A 16,264-nucleotide genomic window follows, 5' to 3' on the forward strand; every position below is an offset into this window, starting at 1 on the left:
TTACACTTATTATTTTTAAGGTTTAGAACCTCTTATTTTACTAAGTTAATTTCAACACGTCTGTTGTTAGCTCTACCAGCACTAGTGTTGTTAGTGTCGATTGGTTGAGACTCCCCAAATCCTCTAGAAGATAATCTGAATTCATCGATACCATGGTCAACTAAGTAGTCTTTTACAGAAAGAGCTCTAGCTTCAGATAACTTCATGTTTGAATCTTCGCGACCAACACTGTCGGTATGACCTTCTACGGTAAACTTAGCGTTAGGATACTCGTTCAAGATAGCAATGATATCGTTAAGAACTTTTTCAGACTCAGCTTTGATTGATGATTTGGCAGTGTCGAACAAGATTGTTTTAGCATAAGCATTCAATGCTTTTTGAACTTCTTCAGATACAACTGGACAACCATCGTTAGAGGCAGGACCAGCTAAGTCTGGACACTTATCATCTTTGTCTGCAACACCATCACCATCTCTATCTGGCCAAGGACAACCATTGTTAGCAGCAGGACCAACTTCGTTTGGACAGTTATCATCTTTATCAGCTACACCGTCTCCATCAGCATCTGGACATCCGTTTAGTTCTTTCAATCCTGGAATTGTTGGACAGTCGTCGTTTTTATCTGGCACACCATCACCGTCAGAATCAGGACATCCGTTGAATTCAGCTAAACCAGCTTCGTTTGGACAATCGTCCTCGCTATCTTGGATTCCGTCACCATCAGTATCAGGACAACCATTGAATGCTTCCAATCCAGGAACTTCTGGACAAGCATCATCTTTGTCATAGATTCCATCACCATCAGTATCTTTACCGCCAAATTTGATAGCAATACCTACAGTGTGTTGGAAGTGTGTATCTAAATAATCTTCAAACGCGTGTTTGTAAGCAGATTGTACAGTTAATCCGATGTTTTCAGTAAACCATACGTTAAATCCTAAAGTTCCGTTTAAAGTACCAGCTCCAATTTCATCAACCCAAGTGTAACCACCACCAACTCCAATGAATGGGTTGAAAGTAGAATGTCTTAAGAAGCTGTAAGAGATAGTCCCGTCAAGACCATAGTAAGATAAATCATCAACTGAAAGGTCACCGAAGTTTTCAATTTGGTTGATAGATCCTGTAGCAGTGAATATAAATCCGCTACCCATGTATCTAGAAACGCTAAGGCTTGACAAGGATGGAAGAATGTTGTAGTGATCACCTACATTGAAATACTCGTCAAAGTAACCACCAAGAGGCGCATCTTCCCCAGTTGGATAAAAATCAACCATGTTTACGCCGATACCTACTGCCCAAGGATTGTCTTCATCTTGAGCATTAGCATTGAAGCCTAATAAAAGCAACGAAGCCAATAATAATCTGCTAAGATTTTTCATATTCTATAATTTAATTTTAAGTGTTAATGTAAACAAATGTAAGTTGTTAAAATTTATTAACAAAGACAAATATATAAAAATATTGCTTATTTGCTCTAAGATATAAGTGTTTGGACTAATTTTAAATTATCTCCAAGGCCTTTCCAACCTTTGTAAATGCAACGATAGCTTTGTCCAAATGTTCTTGACTATGAGCTGCTGATAGCTGTACTCTAATACGTGCTTTATCCTTAGGAACCACTGGGTAAAAGAAGCCGATAACGTAAATTCCTTCCTCCAAAAGCATCTTAGCCATGGTTTGGGATAACTTAGCATCATACAGCATTACAGGTACAATTGCAGAGTCTCCGTCAATAATGTCGAAACCGGCAGACTTCATTCCTTTTTTGAAATATTTGGTGTTCCAATCCAACTTATCTCTAAGTGAAGTGTCGGATGAAAGCATCTCGAATACCTTAATAGAAGCTCCTACGATTGCCGGAGCCAATGAGTTGGAAAATAAATAAGGTCTAGAGCGTTGACGTAACATTTCGATAACCTCTTTTTTGGCAGTTGTATAACCACCCATAGCGCCTCCTAAGGCTTTTCCAAGAGTTCCGGTAATAATGTCAATGCGTCCCATTACGCCTTTTTCTTCCAAGGTACCTCTTCCGGTTTCTCCTATAAAGCCAGCAGCGTGACATTCGTCAATCATTACTAAGGCATCGTATTTATCTGCCAAATCACAAATTTGGTCCAAAGGAGCAACGAGCCCGTCCATGGAGAATACCCCATCCGTTACAATAATTTTGAAACGGGCGCCATTTTCATTGGCAGCGATCAACTGTTTCTCCAAATCGGCCATATCGTTATTTTGGTAACGATATCTTGCCGCTTTACACAAACGTACCCCATCAATAATGGAAGCGTGATTCAGTGAATCTGAGATAATGGCATCTTCAGCGCCTAATAATGGTTCAAAAACGCCTCCATTGGCATCGAAAGCTGCAGCGTAAAGGATGGTGTCTTCAGTGCCGTAGTATTCAGCAATTTTGGCTTCTAAGGTTTTGTGGATATCCTGTGTTCCACAAATAAACCTCACGGATGACATTCCAAAACCATGAGTGTCCATAGCGTCCTTGGCTGCTTGGATGACTTCAGGATGGTCTGATAGTCCTAGATAGTTATTGGCGCAAAAATTTAAAACGGTTTGCCCCGTGCTTAAAGTAATTTCTGCATTTTGAGGTGAAGTAATGATGCGTTCTTCTTTAAATAATCCCACATCTTTTATGTCTTGTAGTTCTTGCTGTAAGTGCTCCTTAATTTTTCCGTACATGATAATTTCAATTTACTGCAAAGTTAAAATTCTTTTATATGAATATCATCATTGACGTAGACAAGAATTTTGTTAGCAACCTTGAAGCCCATATCTTCCAATACTGTTTGGTAGCCTTCTAGCTGTTTGAGATGGGAAGTGGTTTCCGTTCCGGTTTTATAATCGATGATGGTAGCTTCTTTTTGGGAATTGATGACCACTCTATCTGGTCTTACAATGTCGCCATGTTTTGTAATAATGTCCCTTTCGTTATAAATTTCCAAATCTGAATTGAAGAATGGTTTTAGGGAACTATGGTTAATGATTTTCAGAATTAATGGTTTTAATTCTTCGTGTTGTTTTGAATTCAGTTTTCCTGTGTCAAGGAATTGTCTAAGGGCAAAATCTACATCTTGATCAGAATGTACCAAGGCCATAATATCATGCACCAAATTTCCTTTTTCGATGGCCCGCTCTTGTTCTGTCTCCCAAAGTAATCCTGCTTTTGTAAGAATCCTTAAGCTGTGATCTTCTTTTGGGGTAGAAATAAAGGCTTCTTGAATGAGGTTGGCTTCAGCTAATTCTATTTTTTTAGATTGTCTTTGTGGTGTTCCAAAGGTGTATTCTAGAGTTGTATCTTGCCAAAGTTGTTCCTGCGCCAGATATTGCATCAAAATACCAGCATAGGTTTTGTTGTTGAAGTTCCCTTTGGAGTCGGCATCCTTTTTTGAAATTATATAAAGTTGTTCAATGGGTCTTGTGCAAGCCACGTAGAGTAGGTTGATGTTGTCCAATTCCAATTGAGCCTGTTGTACTTCGTAGAGCATTTGGCCTATCTCGCCAAAGTGTTCAATATCTTTTCCGTAGTTAAGTAGTGCATAGTCGAATCCATTAAAATCTTCAGGTGTTAATGGAAACCAAACCTTTGGGTCTATCTGTCTGTATATGTCCATATCCGCATAAGGGAAAATCACGACAGGAAATTCCAACCCTTTGGATTTGTGGATGGTCATGATCCGTACTGCATTTTGACCTTCGGGAGAGATGATGCTCAATTGATCTTGCTTGTTTTCAAAATGGGAAACAAATCCAGCAAGGTCATAGGTGTGCTTTTGAGAATATTCTAAAACCAAATCCAAGTAAAACTGAATATAGGCATTGGAGGTATCTGTAAGTTGAAAGCTTCTTATGACGGTTTCTATTAAATCATAGATTGGTAGAAGCAAGAGCGCAGAACTGTCAAGGAAAATCCCATATTCTGAAAGGCTTTGTATGAATTCTTTCAGTTCCAAAGGAATATGTTTCTTGAAAAAAGCATGCCTATCTTCAAGATTCAGTTTTTCAGAAAGAAAATTTAATACGTCTACCTTTAACTCGTTGTTTTTTGGCTGTATCAAGAGTTTTAAAAAGGCATTGGTAAAGGCAACTTCAGGAGAATTTTTAATCAATAAAGTTTCCGAAGAGACAATATCGATGCCTTTTTCGTTTAAAAAATCGGCTATAGCAACACCTTCTTTGCCTTTTCTTACCAACACACAAATGTCTTTGGCTTCAAAACCATTGTCCATGCAGGTTAAAATGCTTTCATATGTTTTTTGACAATAAAGTTCATCCCTGTCATCATCCTTGGAAATTTCCAAAAAGGAAAGGTTGACATATCCCTGATCCTTGGAAAAGGTTTTTTGGGAGGCGGTTTGGTAAAGCGATTGATAGGTTGGATGGTTAAAGGTGTGCTCCGAGATAAAATCAAATAGATTGTTGTTGAATTCAACAATGGTTTGAAAACTACGGTAATTGGTAGGGAGGTTTTCCACCTTTTTCTCCACTTGGAATGGATTGACGTCTGTGAACAAATCAATAAACTGTTCTGCTTCACCACCTCGCCAACGATAAATAGCCTGTTTAGCATCCCCTACTAACATGGCCGTTCCACTTTCCGAGGCCAAGGTGTTGTTAAGTAACGGAATGAGATTTTGCCATTGCAATGCGGAGGTATCCTGGAACTCATCGATGAAATAATGGCGAAATTTTTCCCCAAGGCGCTCATAAATAAAAGGGGAAGGCAAGCCTTTAATTTCGTTATTGATTATGTTGTTAAATTCCGAAATCAATAGTTTGTTCTGTTCCTTTTGAATAGTTGTGAGTTCGTGTTGTATGGCATTGAGCACTGAAAGTGGTGTGCTGTTTTTGTATATGGCCTTTGCAAATCTAGATTGATAAAAGGCGTTTTTTATATTGTTGTAGTGTTCTATGAGTTGAGGCTGAATGGCATCAATTGTGGAAGCAACATTGTCGGTTACTTTTTTAGGATATAAACGCTCGCTCTCCACGAATCCTTTTTCCCATTGTGTGGAACCAAAGTCGTATTTAAAGTTGCTGTCGGTAGCCTTGATAAAGAATTTAGGGAGGCTTCCTCTTGTGAAATCACCATGTTCCAAACCACTTTCATCAATCAATTCCAAAGCAGCTTCCGCTTCTATTTTAATAGAGTTGTCAAGGTTGGAGCTTTTTTTGATCAATTCCTTTTTTAGGCTTGTAAAATCTTGCAAGGATTTATCCTTAAAGGTTTTTACAAAAGGCAATTCGTTTTCATTGATTAATAATTTGGCAATCTTGTTGAAATCGAATGAAATGTCCCAACTTTTATCGTCATCTGCCTTTTCAATGGCGAAATCTACCAAAACCTTAGTAAGTTCTTTGTTGGTTCCAGCTTTTGAAATAAGACTGTCAACAGCTTCGTTCAATAAGGTGTTTTGGTCCAGTTCTACTTCAAAGTTTAAAGGGAGTTTTAAATCGTGTGCAAAAGTCCTTATAAGTTTATGGGTAAAACCGTCTATTGTAGAAATGTCAAAACTTGCGTAATTGTGCACAATGGCATTTAGGATGCGTTTGGATTTTTTATGAAGTTCTTGCGGGGACAATTTGGCTTCCATGCAAAGCTCTTCAAACATACTATTACCCTGTTCCAAAATCTCGGGTTTTGCAAATAATTGCAAGGTGTTTATAATACGTTCCTTCATCTCTCCAACCGCTTTGTTGGTAAACGTGATGGCCAAGATATGCTTAAACTGTTTTGGGTGCGTGGAGGTAACTAGAATTTTCAGGTAATCTTTAACTAGAGTATATGTTTTTCCACTTCCGGCAGAGGCATTATAGATTGAAAATGGGCTCAGGTTTTGCATACAACGAATTTTTGACAAGATAGAAACTATCAATCATTTCATAGCTATTTAATATTTTTAATTGCGCTGTATTATGTGTAAATTTGGATGAAATTAATATTAATCAAATAAAACAAATATTATGGCTTTCGAATTACCGAAATTAAAATATGCATACGATGCTTTGGAACCACACATCGATGCGCGTACTATGGAAATACATCATACAAAACATCATAACGGCTATACCACCAACTTGAATAACGCTATTGCAGGAACTGATTTGGAAGGAAAAACGGTAGAAAATATTCTTACCAATTTAGATATGGACAATACCGCTGTAAGAAACAATGGTGGAGGATTTTACAACCACAATTTATTTTGGGAGGTTATGAATCCTGAAGGAAAAGGAGTTTTGTCTGGAGAATTAAAAGACGCTATCGAAGCTGCATTTGGTTCGGAAGAAGCCTTCAAGGATGCGTTCAGTAAAGCTGCAGCAACTAGATTTGGATCTGGATGGGCATGGTTATGTGTTCACAAAGGAGGAAAAGTAGAAGTTTGTTCTACTCCTAACCAAGACAACCCATTAATGCCAGGAATTGGTTGCGAAGGAACTCCTATTTTAGGATTGGATGTTTGGGAGCACGCTTACTATTTACACTACCAAAACAGAAGACCAGATTATATCAACGCATTTTTCAACCTTATCAACTGGAATGAAGTTGAGCGTAGATATGCTGAAGCAAAATAATTTTAGTATAGCTAAATTTATAAAGGCAAGCCAAAAGGCTTGCTTTTTTTATGTCATGTATTTTTAAGAAGCTATGACAAATAAAAAAGGTGAACTAATGTTCACCTTTTTTGCCCCAAATCTACCATAAACTTAACCTACTTATGTTATGGTGACAACGAATATAGAAGCACTTTTTAAATTATTTCAAAAATTTAGATGAACAACGTTTAAATTAGTTGAAAAGTATTTTTTGTAAAATAAATATCTGATTTTTAAATATTTGCACTAAAAACGAAGTGAATTTTGAGAAGAGTGCAATTTCCTATTTAATGAAAATTTTGAGGAGTAAAGAAATATCAAAATAAAAAAGGTGAACTGACGTCCACCTTTTTTGCCCCAAATCTACCATAAACTTAACCTACTTATGTTATGGTATTGACAAATATATAAGGTCTTAATTTTAACATTTAAATTTTTTAGATTAAAGACCCATAAATCGGTTTAAGCGGTAAAAAGTGATTTTATTTTGATATGTTATGGACTCGCTGAAAGTTATTTGTTCGATGAAATGCAGTCTGAAATAGAGGTGATTAGGTGTAGAATTGAATGGAAATAAAAAAAGGTGAACTGTTGTTCACCTTTTTTTGCCCCAAATCTACCATGAACTTAACCTACTTATGTTATGGTGATGCTAAAGTATACGTAATTTGCTTAACTTTTGATAATTATTAGATGAAATGCATTTAAATTAGATAAAAAGTCGTTTTATCGGATAAAGTGCTCTAAAATATCAAAGCTGTTAATAAGCTCTTTCTTTGTTTCCTTCAAAGAAATTGATGAACGCTCTGTTAACCACGCGGTTACCTCCAGCCGTTGGATAGTCTCCTGTGAAATACCAATCTCCTAAGTTCTTCGGACACGCAGTATGCAAATTATCCACTGTTTGGAAGATGGCTTTAACCTCGGCATTAATGCTGTCATCACAGATCAATTCAGAAATTTTATCAGATATTTCATCATCTGTAAATTGATCGTAAAGCTCTTTTACAAAGTTTTGAACATCCTTGTCTTCCAAGTCTACCTGCTCTTTACATTTGTGGTAAACTTCCTCAACCATATGGTATTTGTCATTTTCTTTCAACAATTCCAACATGGCTCTAAAAGCAATTAGGTCTTCAAGTCTTGCCATGTCAATACCATAACAATCTGGATATCTAATTTGTGGAGCCGAGGATACAACAACAATTTTCTTAGGATGTAAACGGTCCATCATTTTAATGATGCTCTTTTTAAGAGTTGTACCGCGTACAATACTGTCGTCGATAATTACCAAATTGTCCTGTGGCTTAATAACCCCATAAGTGGCATCATAAACGTGTGCAACCAAATCGTCTCTACTGCTGTCTTCGGTAATGAAGGTTCTTAATTTAACGTCCTTGATGGCAATTTTTTCAATTCTTGGTCTTTCTGATAAAATTTCAGTTACATGTTCTGCTGAAAGTTTACCTCCTCCATCAAGAATTGCTTTTGTTTTCTTTTCGTTAAGGTGTTTTTCAATAGACTCAATCATTCCGAAAAATGATGTTTCCGCAGTATTTGGAATAAAGGAGAATACCGTATTTTTAGTATCGTTTTCTATTGTTTCAAGTACTTTAGGCATTAAAAGTTTACCAAGGGTTTTGCGCTCTTGGTATATTTCGGCATCACTTCCTCTTGAAAAATAGATGCGCTCAAAAGAACACGCCTTACGCTCTAAAGGCTCAAGAATCTTTTTGATGGCAACTTCTCCAGATTTTTTGGTGATGATGGCATGACCAGGATCCAATTCAATTACCTTATCAAAATCTACATTGAATACGGTTTGGATTACTGGACGTTCCGAAGCTACTACCACAACTTCATCATCCTTGTAGTAATAAGCTGGTCTAATACCTGCTGGATCACGTAAAACGAAGGAATCTCCGTGACCTAACAAACCGGCCATAGCGTAACCTCCATCCCAATTCTTGGCGGCTCTTTTTAATATTTTGGCTACGTTTAAACGTTCTGCAATAATTGGAGAACATTCTCTTTTGCTGTAACCTTCTGCTTTAAGTTGTTTGTATTTTTTAGAAACGGCATCATCCAAAAAGTGACCAATCTTTTCCATGATGGTAATGGTGTCTGCCTTTTCTTTTGGATGCTGACCCAAACGTACCAATCCATCAAATAATTGATTTACATTGGTCATGTTGAAGTTACCTGCAACAATAAGGTTTCTGTGCATCCAGTTGTTTTGTCTTAAAAATGGGTGAACGCTTTCTACACTGTTCTTTCCAAAAGTCCCATAGCGAACATGTCCTAAAAGCAGTTCTCCTACATAAGGAATATGACGCTTTTGAAGCTCTACATCGTCGGCATATTCTGGATTCTCGCTCAATTCCTTGTTGATTCTGGAATTGATTTGAGCAAAAATATCCTGTATTGGCTGTTGGGCAATAGACCGCACACGACTTATATAGCGCTCTCCAGGATCTGTATCTAATTTAATACTGGCAAAACCTGCACCGTCCTGACCACGGTTGTGCTGTTTTTCCATCATCAAATACATTTTGTTAACGCCATAAAAAGCACTTCCATACTTTTCTTTATAGAATTCCAATGGTTTTAAAAGTCTAATAAGTGCGATTCCGCATTCATGTTTTAAAGCATCACTCATAATGTCTGTTGTCAAGGTTTCTGCCGTAGCAGGATAATTGTTTAATTAAAAACGCACTCGTGTGAGAGCGCGTTATATTATGCTAGTTAATTTTAAACTGCGTTAAATTTTCAAATTGCTGTATGCGTTTATGGATTTCATTGGATGATAAATCCTGCATTCGCTCGGTTCCAAATCTTTCAACACTGAAAGATGCCATAGCCGATCCATAAATGACCGCATTTTTCATGTTCTCAAAAGACAAGTCTTTGGATTTTGCCAAATATCCAGCAAAGCCTCCTGCAAAGGTGTCGCCTGCGCCTGTTGGATCAAAAACTTGCTCCAATGGTAACGCGGGAGCTGCAAACATGTGTTCTTCATGGAACAGCAAAGCACCGTGTTCACCTTTTTTAATTACCACATATTTAGGACCCATTTCATGGATTTTTTTAGCAGCAGTTAATAAAGAGTGTTCTCCTGTAAGCTGTTTGGCCTCTTCATCGTTGATGGTGATCACATCGATACGCTTGATGACATTTAAAAGGTCTTCCAGGGCATGATCCATCCAAAAGTTCATGGTGTCCAAAATGGCCAATTTTGGTGTGTTCACCATTTGGTCCAAGACGCTAGATTGCACGATAGGGTGTAAATTTCCTAACATTACAATTTCAGAATCTCTATATTTTTCGGGAACTACTGGGTTGAAATCTGCCAAAACGTTCAGTTCGGTTACCAAGGTGTCCCGGGAGTTCATATTGTTGTGGTAACGGCCGCTCCAAAAGAAGGTTTTGCCGTGTTCCACTATTTCAATCCCGGAAATATCCAAACGTCTGTTGGATAAAAGGTTCAAGTAGTCTTGTGGAAAATCGCCTCCCACTACAGATACAATTGAGGCGTCTACATTAAATTCTGAAGCTGCCAAACCTATAAAGGTTGCGGCACCTCCAAGTATTTTATCGGTTTTTCCGAAAGGGGTTTCAATAGCATCGAATGCTACCGTTCCAACAATAACTAACTTGCTCATAAAGAGGTTTCAAAATTTTGTGCAAATATAGTGTTTTACGCTCTAAATTACGAATATTATTTTCTTCCAAAATCTGCTGGAATTTCACCCCAAGCTTTGGTTTCCCATTTAACAATGGTGGTGGTATAGTCGTTATTTTTTAGCCAACTTACAGCGCGGTCTACAAGTTCAAAAAGTGCCTTGTTTTTCTCATTGCGAGGAAGCTTGGTATTGCATGTTTTTTTCTTTACCCAGCTCATGGCGGTTTTGGAATCGGTGTAGATAATGCGGTTACTATTGTTTTTTTTGAGCATTGCCAAGCCGTGTACAATGGCAAGAAACTCACCAATATTATTGGTGCCTTCAGGGAAGGGGCCTTGAATGAAGAGTTGTTTTTTGGTCTTGGTGTCCACGCCGCGGTATTCCATAATGCCTGGGTTGCCACTTGAGGCAGCATCCACCGAAATGGAATTGTAATTTGGTTGTCCTATCTTTTGGAGTTCTGCAGGAGAAAGTGTGCTTTTAAAGGTTTTGGGCTGTCCGATAAAATCTTTGTAATTCCCTTTGAAGGCAGCTTTTGCGGCCTCAAAAGTGGGGAAAGATTTATACAAAGCTCCTTGATAATCCTTTATCTGGGCTTTACAGTCATTCCAATTGTCGAACACACCGGTGTTATGGCCTTTCCAAACGGTGTAGTATTTTTGCTTTTTCTTGGCCATTTATACCTTAATATATAGGAGTAAATTTTAGTAGTGGTAAACTTTGTCTCTTTTAAGAGAGAAAACAGTTATTTTAAATGTTCTTCGGTTAGGAGTTTTTCAACTACAACAGGAAAATGTTTCATCTCCAAATCGTGAATTTTTTTGGCAACATCATTTGCATTATCCAAAGTATCAACAAAACAACTGTCTTGGAAAATGATGGCTCCTTCGTCATAGTTTTCATTAACGTAGTGGATTGTGATTCCTGTTTGTAGTTCTTTGTTGGCTACAACCGCTTCGTGCACATGCATGCCATACATGCCTTTTCCTCCATATTTAGGTAGTAGGGCGGGATGGATGTTGATGACTTTGTTTGGGAACTCATGTAGGATATTTTCGGGGAATTTCCATAAAAAGCCTGCCAACACAATCAAGTCTGGTTTGGAGGCTTTGAGAATATTTAAAACATCATCCGTTTTATAAAGGGAAACTCTGTTGAACGAAAGGGCGCTCACTTCTAGTTTTTTGCAACGATCCAAGACTGTGGCTTGCGGATTGTTGGTCAGAACTTGAACTACCGAAGCTGTTTTTGATTTCGAAAAATACTTGATTAAATTCTCGGCATTGCTACCACTGCCCGATGCAAATATGACAATACGTTTCATGTTTCAGTCTTCTATTTTGGATATTACGTTGAAAATAACAGTAGGGTTGCGCGCGCTTCCTTAGGTATTGGTGTTTCGTTCTTTATAATGTTTTAACAGCGCCCCTAAAAACCTAAACAAAAAAAAGAATAATATTTCACAATAAGAAGCGTAAAATGAAAATACTTAGATGAGAATTTAGTAATTTTAGAAACACATTTTTAAAGTAAAGGTGTGTTATAAGAATAAAGTTTTTTATTTTTGCCAACTAATTAAAACTTAAAATTAAAGATTATGTCAGACATTGCATCAAGAGTAAAAGCGATTATCGTAGACAAATTAGGTGTTGATGAAAACGAAGTGGTAGCTGAAGCAAGCTTCACTAACGATTTAGGCGCAGATTCATTGGACACTGTAGAATTAATTATGGAGTTCGAAAAAGAATTCGATATTCAAATTCCAGACGATCAAGCTGAGAACATTGCAACAGTTGGTCAAGCTATTTCGTACATAGAAGAAGCAAAATAATTAAAAACAATTTATGGAATTAAGGCGAGTAGTAGTTACAGGTCTGGGTGCTTTGACCCCTATAGGTAATACCAAGGATGAATATTGGGAAGGCCTTGTGAGTGGAAAAAGCGGTGCAGCACCTTTAACATATTTTGATGCTGAAAAATTCAAAACCAAATTTGCTTGCGAGTTAAAAAACTTCAACGCTACCGATTTTATCGATAGAAAAGAGGCTCGTAAAATGGACCGTTTTACCCAATATGCAATGGTAGCTTCAGACGAGGCAATCGCCGATGCAAAATTGGATTTGGACGCCATTAACAAATTACGTGTAGGAGTTATTTGGGGAGCAGGAATTGGAGGTTTGGAGACCTTTCAGGATGAAGTGCTAAACTTTGCTTCTGGAGACGGTACCCCAAGGTTTAATCCGTTCTTTATTCCTAAAATGATTGCAGACATTGCACCTGGTAACATTTCCATCAAAAATGGATTTATGGGACCAAACTACACAACGGTTTCTGCCTGTGCCTCTTCTGCAAACGCTATGATCGATGCTTTAAACTATATTAGATTGGGGCATTGTGATGTAGTAGTAACAGGAGGAAGCGAAGCGGCCGTAACCATTGCAGGTATGGGAGGATTTAACGCCATGCATGCCTTGTCCACAAGAAACGAGAGTCCGGAAACGGCCTCAAGGCCTTTTGATGCCACCAGAGATGGTTTTGTTTTAGGAGAAGGAGCAGGTGCTATTATCCTTGAAGAATATGAGCATGCCAAAGCAAGAGGCGCCAAAATATATGCCGAAGTTTTAGGAGGCGGGTTGTCATCAGATGCCTATCATATGACAGCGCCACATCCAGACGGTATTGGTGTAATTGCAGTAATGAAAAATTGTTTGGAGAATGCAGGAATTGCTCCTGAAGAAGTTGATCATATCAACACTCACGGAACATCAACGCCTTTAGGGGATGTTGCGGAGCTTAAGGCAATTTCTGAGGTTTTTGGTGATCATGCCAAAAACATCAATATCAATTCTACCAAATCTATGACAGGTCACTTATTGGGAGCTGCTGGAGCTATTGAAGCAATTGCTTCTATTTTAGCGATGGAGCACGGTATTGTACCGCCAACGATCAATCATGAGGTTGTAGATGAAAATATTGACCCATCATTGAATTTAACATTGAACAAAGCTCAAAAGCGCGACATTAAGGTTGCCATGAGCAATACCTTTGGCTTTGGAGGACACAATGCTTGTGTCTTATTCAAAAAATTAGATTAATTCCCGAATGAATTACATTCGTAACATATTAAATTCCCGTTCTAAAAATGACGGGAATTTTTTTTTACAACTGAAAAGTATTCTAGGGTTTAGGCCAAAGGATAAAAGCTTGTATGTTAAGGCGTTTACCCATCGTTCCATGAATTTAAGGGACAAAAAGGGGAACCCTATCAATTATGAGCGTTTGGAGTTTGTAGGGGACGCTATGTTGAGTGCGGTTGTAGCATCTTATCTGTTTAGTGAAGTGCCACAAGGAGATGAGGGCTATCTTACCAAAATGCGTTCTAAGGTGGTAAGCCGAGAACATTTAAATGAGCTTGGGAAGGAACTTAAGCTTATTGATTTGGTGGAGAGTAAGATTGCAAAGTCTAACTTTGGGAACAATATTCATGGAAACCTTTTTGAAGCCTTGGTTGGGGCCATCTTTTTAGATCGCGGATATAAGTATTGTGAACGCTTTATTTATGACCGTGTCATCAATCCGCATGTAGATATTGAAACATTAGAAGGAAAGGTTATCAGCTATAAAAGTTTGTTGATTGAATGGTGCCAAAAGGAGAAGAAAACCTTCGATTACAATGTTTACGAAGATACAGGCAACGATAACCTAAAACACTTTTCGGTGAAGTTGTCAATAGACAATAAGGTTGTGGCAAAGGCAAGGGCCACATCCAAGAAAAAGGCTGAGGAAAAAGCTTCCAAAAGAGCCTTCTTTGCCTATCAAAATAAAATCACAAAGTTTTTTAACGAATAGCCACAATATTGCAATAAATTATAATTAACTATAACGTTTTCGTTGGGTTTCGAAAGAAGATTAACGGAAACTTCATTTTTAAATTATTTTAATATAGTATATTTACACCATCAATATTTTGATGGGAGCATGGCTTTGCATAAATTACTTGTTGACGATTTTTATGATGCCTCTTTTTCACTTTTAGCCATTCATTGTAGGTTGGAAGATTACAGATTGGCTTACCTGCTGAATTCCTACTTAGATATCAAATTGAAGCGTAAACCCCAAGATTTGGATTATAAATATTTTGCGGCTACTTACGCTATATATGAGTGGGATAATGAAAAGAAGTACATCACTTGGAATTTAATTTCCAATGTATGTAAAAAGGAAGAAGACAGTTTGCAAAGCTCCGGATCACTTTTTGATGTTCAGGAAAAGGTGTTGAAGACCTATAATTTGATCCCCGAACTGAAAAATGTTGATTATTTAGTGAAGATCACAGACGAGAATGAACAGTTTAATGAAAAGCTGGTCCTCGATAAAATACAGTCTATACCACAGGTCATTACGGCTTATAGTGTAGATACAGAACAATTGAAATCTAAAGATTATTTAATTTTTTAATTAATGCAACAAAGAAAGAAAACTAAAATAGTTGCCACTTTAGGCCCTGCAACCAGTACTAAGGAAGTATTGAAAGGCATGATGGAAGAAGGTGTTAACGTGTTCCGAATTAACTTTTCTCACGCCGATTATAGTGATGTGGCAGAACGCATCAAAATGATCCGAGAGCTGAATGAAGAATTTGGGTTCAACACGGCCATATTGGCGGATCTTCAAGGGCCAAAACTTCGCGTTGGGGTTATGAAAGGGGAAGTGGTAGTGAATGAAGGAGACGAGATCATTTTTGCTACTGGAGAGCGCTTTGAAGGGACCAAAGAGCGTGTTTACATGACTTATGAAAAGTTCCCTAAAGATGCCAAACCAGGAGAGCGTATTTTGCTGGATGACGGAAAATTGATCTTTGAAGTTGTATCAACAAATAACGAAACGGAAGTTAAGGCTAGAGTAATTCAAGGAGGACCTTTAAAGTCTAAAAAAGGAGTTAACCTTCCAAATACAAACATCTCTCAGCCTGCATTAACCGAAAAGGATATTGAAGATGCTATTTTTGCCATTGGTCAAAAGGTAGATTGGATTGCCTTGTCTTTTGTGCGTCATGCAGAGGATTTAATGCAATTGCAGGAATTGATCAAGGAGCATAGCGATGAAAAAATTCCAATCGTAGCGAAGATTGAAAAGCCTGAAGCGGTAGAAAATATCGATAAGATTGTAGCTTACTGTGACGGTTTAATGGTAGCTCGTGGAGATTTAGGGGTGGAAGTTCCTGCTCAGGAAGTGCCTTTAATTCAAAAGCAATTGGTATTACGTGCCAAAAAGGCTAGAATACCGGTAATTATTGCTACGCAGATGATGGAAACAATGATTTCCAGTTTAACGCCAACACGTGCCGAGGTAAATGACGTTGCTAACTCTGTAATGGACGGTGCCGATGCGGTAATGCTTTCTGGAGAAACCTCTGTTGGATCTTATCCTGTACAGGTAATTAGAACAATGTCTAACATTATTCGTAGTGTGGAAGATTCTCACTTAATCCAAGTGCCACAATCGCCTCCGCACATTCGTACAAAGCGATATATTACTAAGTCCATTTGTTACCACGCTGCCAATATGGCTAATGAAATCAATGCCAAAGCTATTTCTACTTTGACAAACAGTGGTTATACAGCATTCCAGATTTCGGCATGGAGACCAAAGTCGCACATCTTGGTATTTACTTCTAACAAGCGTATTTTAACCCAACTTAGTTTACTTTGGGGTGTAAATGCATTCTATTATGACAGGTTTGTAAGTACTGATGAAACCATCGAAGATGTTAACGCCATTGCTTGTGAAAAGGGTTATTTAACAGAAGGTGATATGTTGGTGAGTTTGGCTGCTATGCCTATTCAGGAGAAAGGTATGGTAAATACGTTAAGGGTGACCGAAATTACAAGTTGTAATATTAAATAAAACATTGGTCAAAAATTGATCAAAAAGGCGTCTTGAAACTATCGAGACGCCTTTCTTTTTATGTGAAA

Annotated in this window: 13 protein-coding genes; 6 read left to right on the top strand and 7 right to left on the bottom strand. The window is 37.9% G+C overall.

Annotated elements, in window-relative coordinates; translation table 11 throughout:
* Positions 1-32: 32 nt before the first annotated feature.
* The 3 genes from ZA06_RS07395 to ZA06_RS07405 all read right to left on the bottom strand — a co-directional run bounded on the left by ZA06_RS07395 (position 33) and on the right by ZA06_RS07405 (position 5,855).
* Complete coding sequence (locus ZA06_RS07395; protein ID WP_053976729.1) at positions 33-1,379, bottom strand: OmpA family protein; 1,347 nt, start codon at positions 1,377-1,379, stop codon at positions 33-35.
* 121 nt (positions 1,380-1,500) lie between these two features.
* Positions 1,501-2,694 (bottom strand): glycine C-acetyltransferase, encoded by a 1,194-nt coding sequence (kbl, locus tag ZA06_RS07400; RefSeq protein ID WP_053976730.1) that lies wholly within the window; start codon positions 2,692-2,694, stop codon positions 1,501-1,503.
* Positions 2,695-2,717: 23 nt separating this feature from the next.
* A complete protein-coding gene (locus tag ZA06_RS07405) occupies positions 2,718-5,855 on the bottom strand; it encodes a UvrD-helicase domain-containing protein (protein WP_053976731.1) in 3,138 nt (1,045 codons plus the stop codon).
* A 121-nt stretch (positions 5,856-5,976) separates the two neighbouring features.
* Here ZA06_RS07405 and ZA06_RS07410 point away from each other — a divergent pair, with 121 nt between their 5' ends.
* A complete protein-coding gene (locus ZA06_RS07410; RefSeq protein WP_053976732.1) occupies positions 5,977-6,585 on the top strand; it encodes a superoxide dismutase in 609 nt (202 codons plus the stop codon).
* A 781-nt stretch (positions 6,586-7,366) separates the two neighbouring features.
* Here ZA06_RS07410 and ZA06_RS07415 read toward each other — a convergent pair.
* The 4 genes from ZA06_RS07415 to purN form a co-directional block, all read right to left on the bottom strand.
* Positions 7,367-9,265, bottom strand: coding sequence for an amidophosphoribosyltransferase (locus ZA06_RS07415; protein WP_053977097.1), 1,899 nt, complete (start codon positions 9,263-9,265; stop codon positions 7,367-7,369).
* A gap of 82 nt (positions 9,266-9,347) precedes the next feature.
* Complete coding sequence (locus tag ZA06_RS07420; RefSeq protein WP_053976733.1) at positions 9,348-10,268, bottom strand: PfkB family carbohydrate kinase; 921 nt, start codon at positions 10,266-10,268, stop codon at positions 9,348-9,350.
* A gap of 56 nt (positions 10,269-10,324) precedes the next feature.
* Entirely contained in the window at positions 10,325-10,966 is a 642-nt protein-coding gene (locus ZA06_RS07425; RefSeq protein WP_053976734.1) for a ribonuclease H1 domain-containing protein, read from the bottom strand.
* Positions 10,967-11,034: 68 nt separating this feature from the next.
* Complete coding sequence (gene purN / locus ZA06_RS07430) at positions 11,035-11,613, bottom strand: phosphoribosylglycinamide formyltransferase (protein WP_053976735.1); 579 nt, start codon at positions 11,611-11,613, stop codon at positions 11,035-11,037.
* A gap of 273 nt (positions 11,614-11,886) precedes the next feature.
* Here purN and ZA06_RS07435 point away from each other — a divergent pair, with 273 nt between their 5' ends.
* From ZA06_RS07435 to pyk, 5 genes are all read left to right on the top strand, one after another.
* The gene (locus tag ZA06_RS07435; RefSeq protein WP_009778413.1) at positions 11,887-12,120 is read left to right on the top strand and encodes an acyl carrier protein; all 234 of its coding nucleotides are present in this window, start codon (positions 11,887-11,889) and stop codon (positions 12,118-12,120) included.
* Between the two features lie 13 nt (positions 12,121-12,133).
* Positions 12,134-13,384 carry a beta-ketoacyl-ACP synthase II gene (fabF, locus tag ZA06_RS07440; RefSeq protein ID WP_053976736.1) on the top strand — a complete coding sequence of 417 codons (1,251 nt, stop codon included), beginning with the start codon at positions 12,134-12,136 and terminating at the stop codon, positions 13,382-13,384.
* A gap of 7 nt (positions 13,385-13,391) precedes the next feature.
* Positions 13,392-14,138, top strand: coding sequence for a ribonuclease III (gene rnc / locus ZA06_RS07445; protein WP_053976737.1), 747 nt, complete (start codon positions 13,392-13,394; stop codon positions 14,136-14,138).
* Positions 14,139-14,267: 129 nt separating this feature from the next.
* Entirely contained in the window at positions 14,268-14,747 is a 480-nt protein-coding gene (locus ZA06_RS07450; RefSeq protein ID WP_053976738.1) for an IPExxxVDY family protein, read from the top strand.
* Positions 14,748-14,750: 3 nt separating this feature from the next.
* Complete coding sequence (gene pyk, locus ZA06_RS07455; protein ID WP_053976739.1) at positions 14,751-16,196, top strand: pyruvate kinase; 1,446 nt, start codon at positions 14,751-14,753, stop codon at positions 16,194-16,196.
* Positions 16,197-16,264: the final 68 nt, after the last annotated feature.

Source organism: Mangrovimonas xylaniphaga (assembly GCF_001280435.1).
GTDB classification, from domain to species: Bacteria; Bacteroidota; Bacteroidia; order Flavobacteriales; family Flavobacteriaceae; genus Mangrovimonas_A; species Mangrovimonas_A xylaniphaga.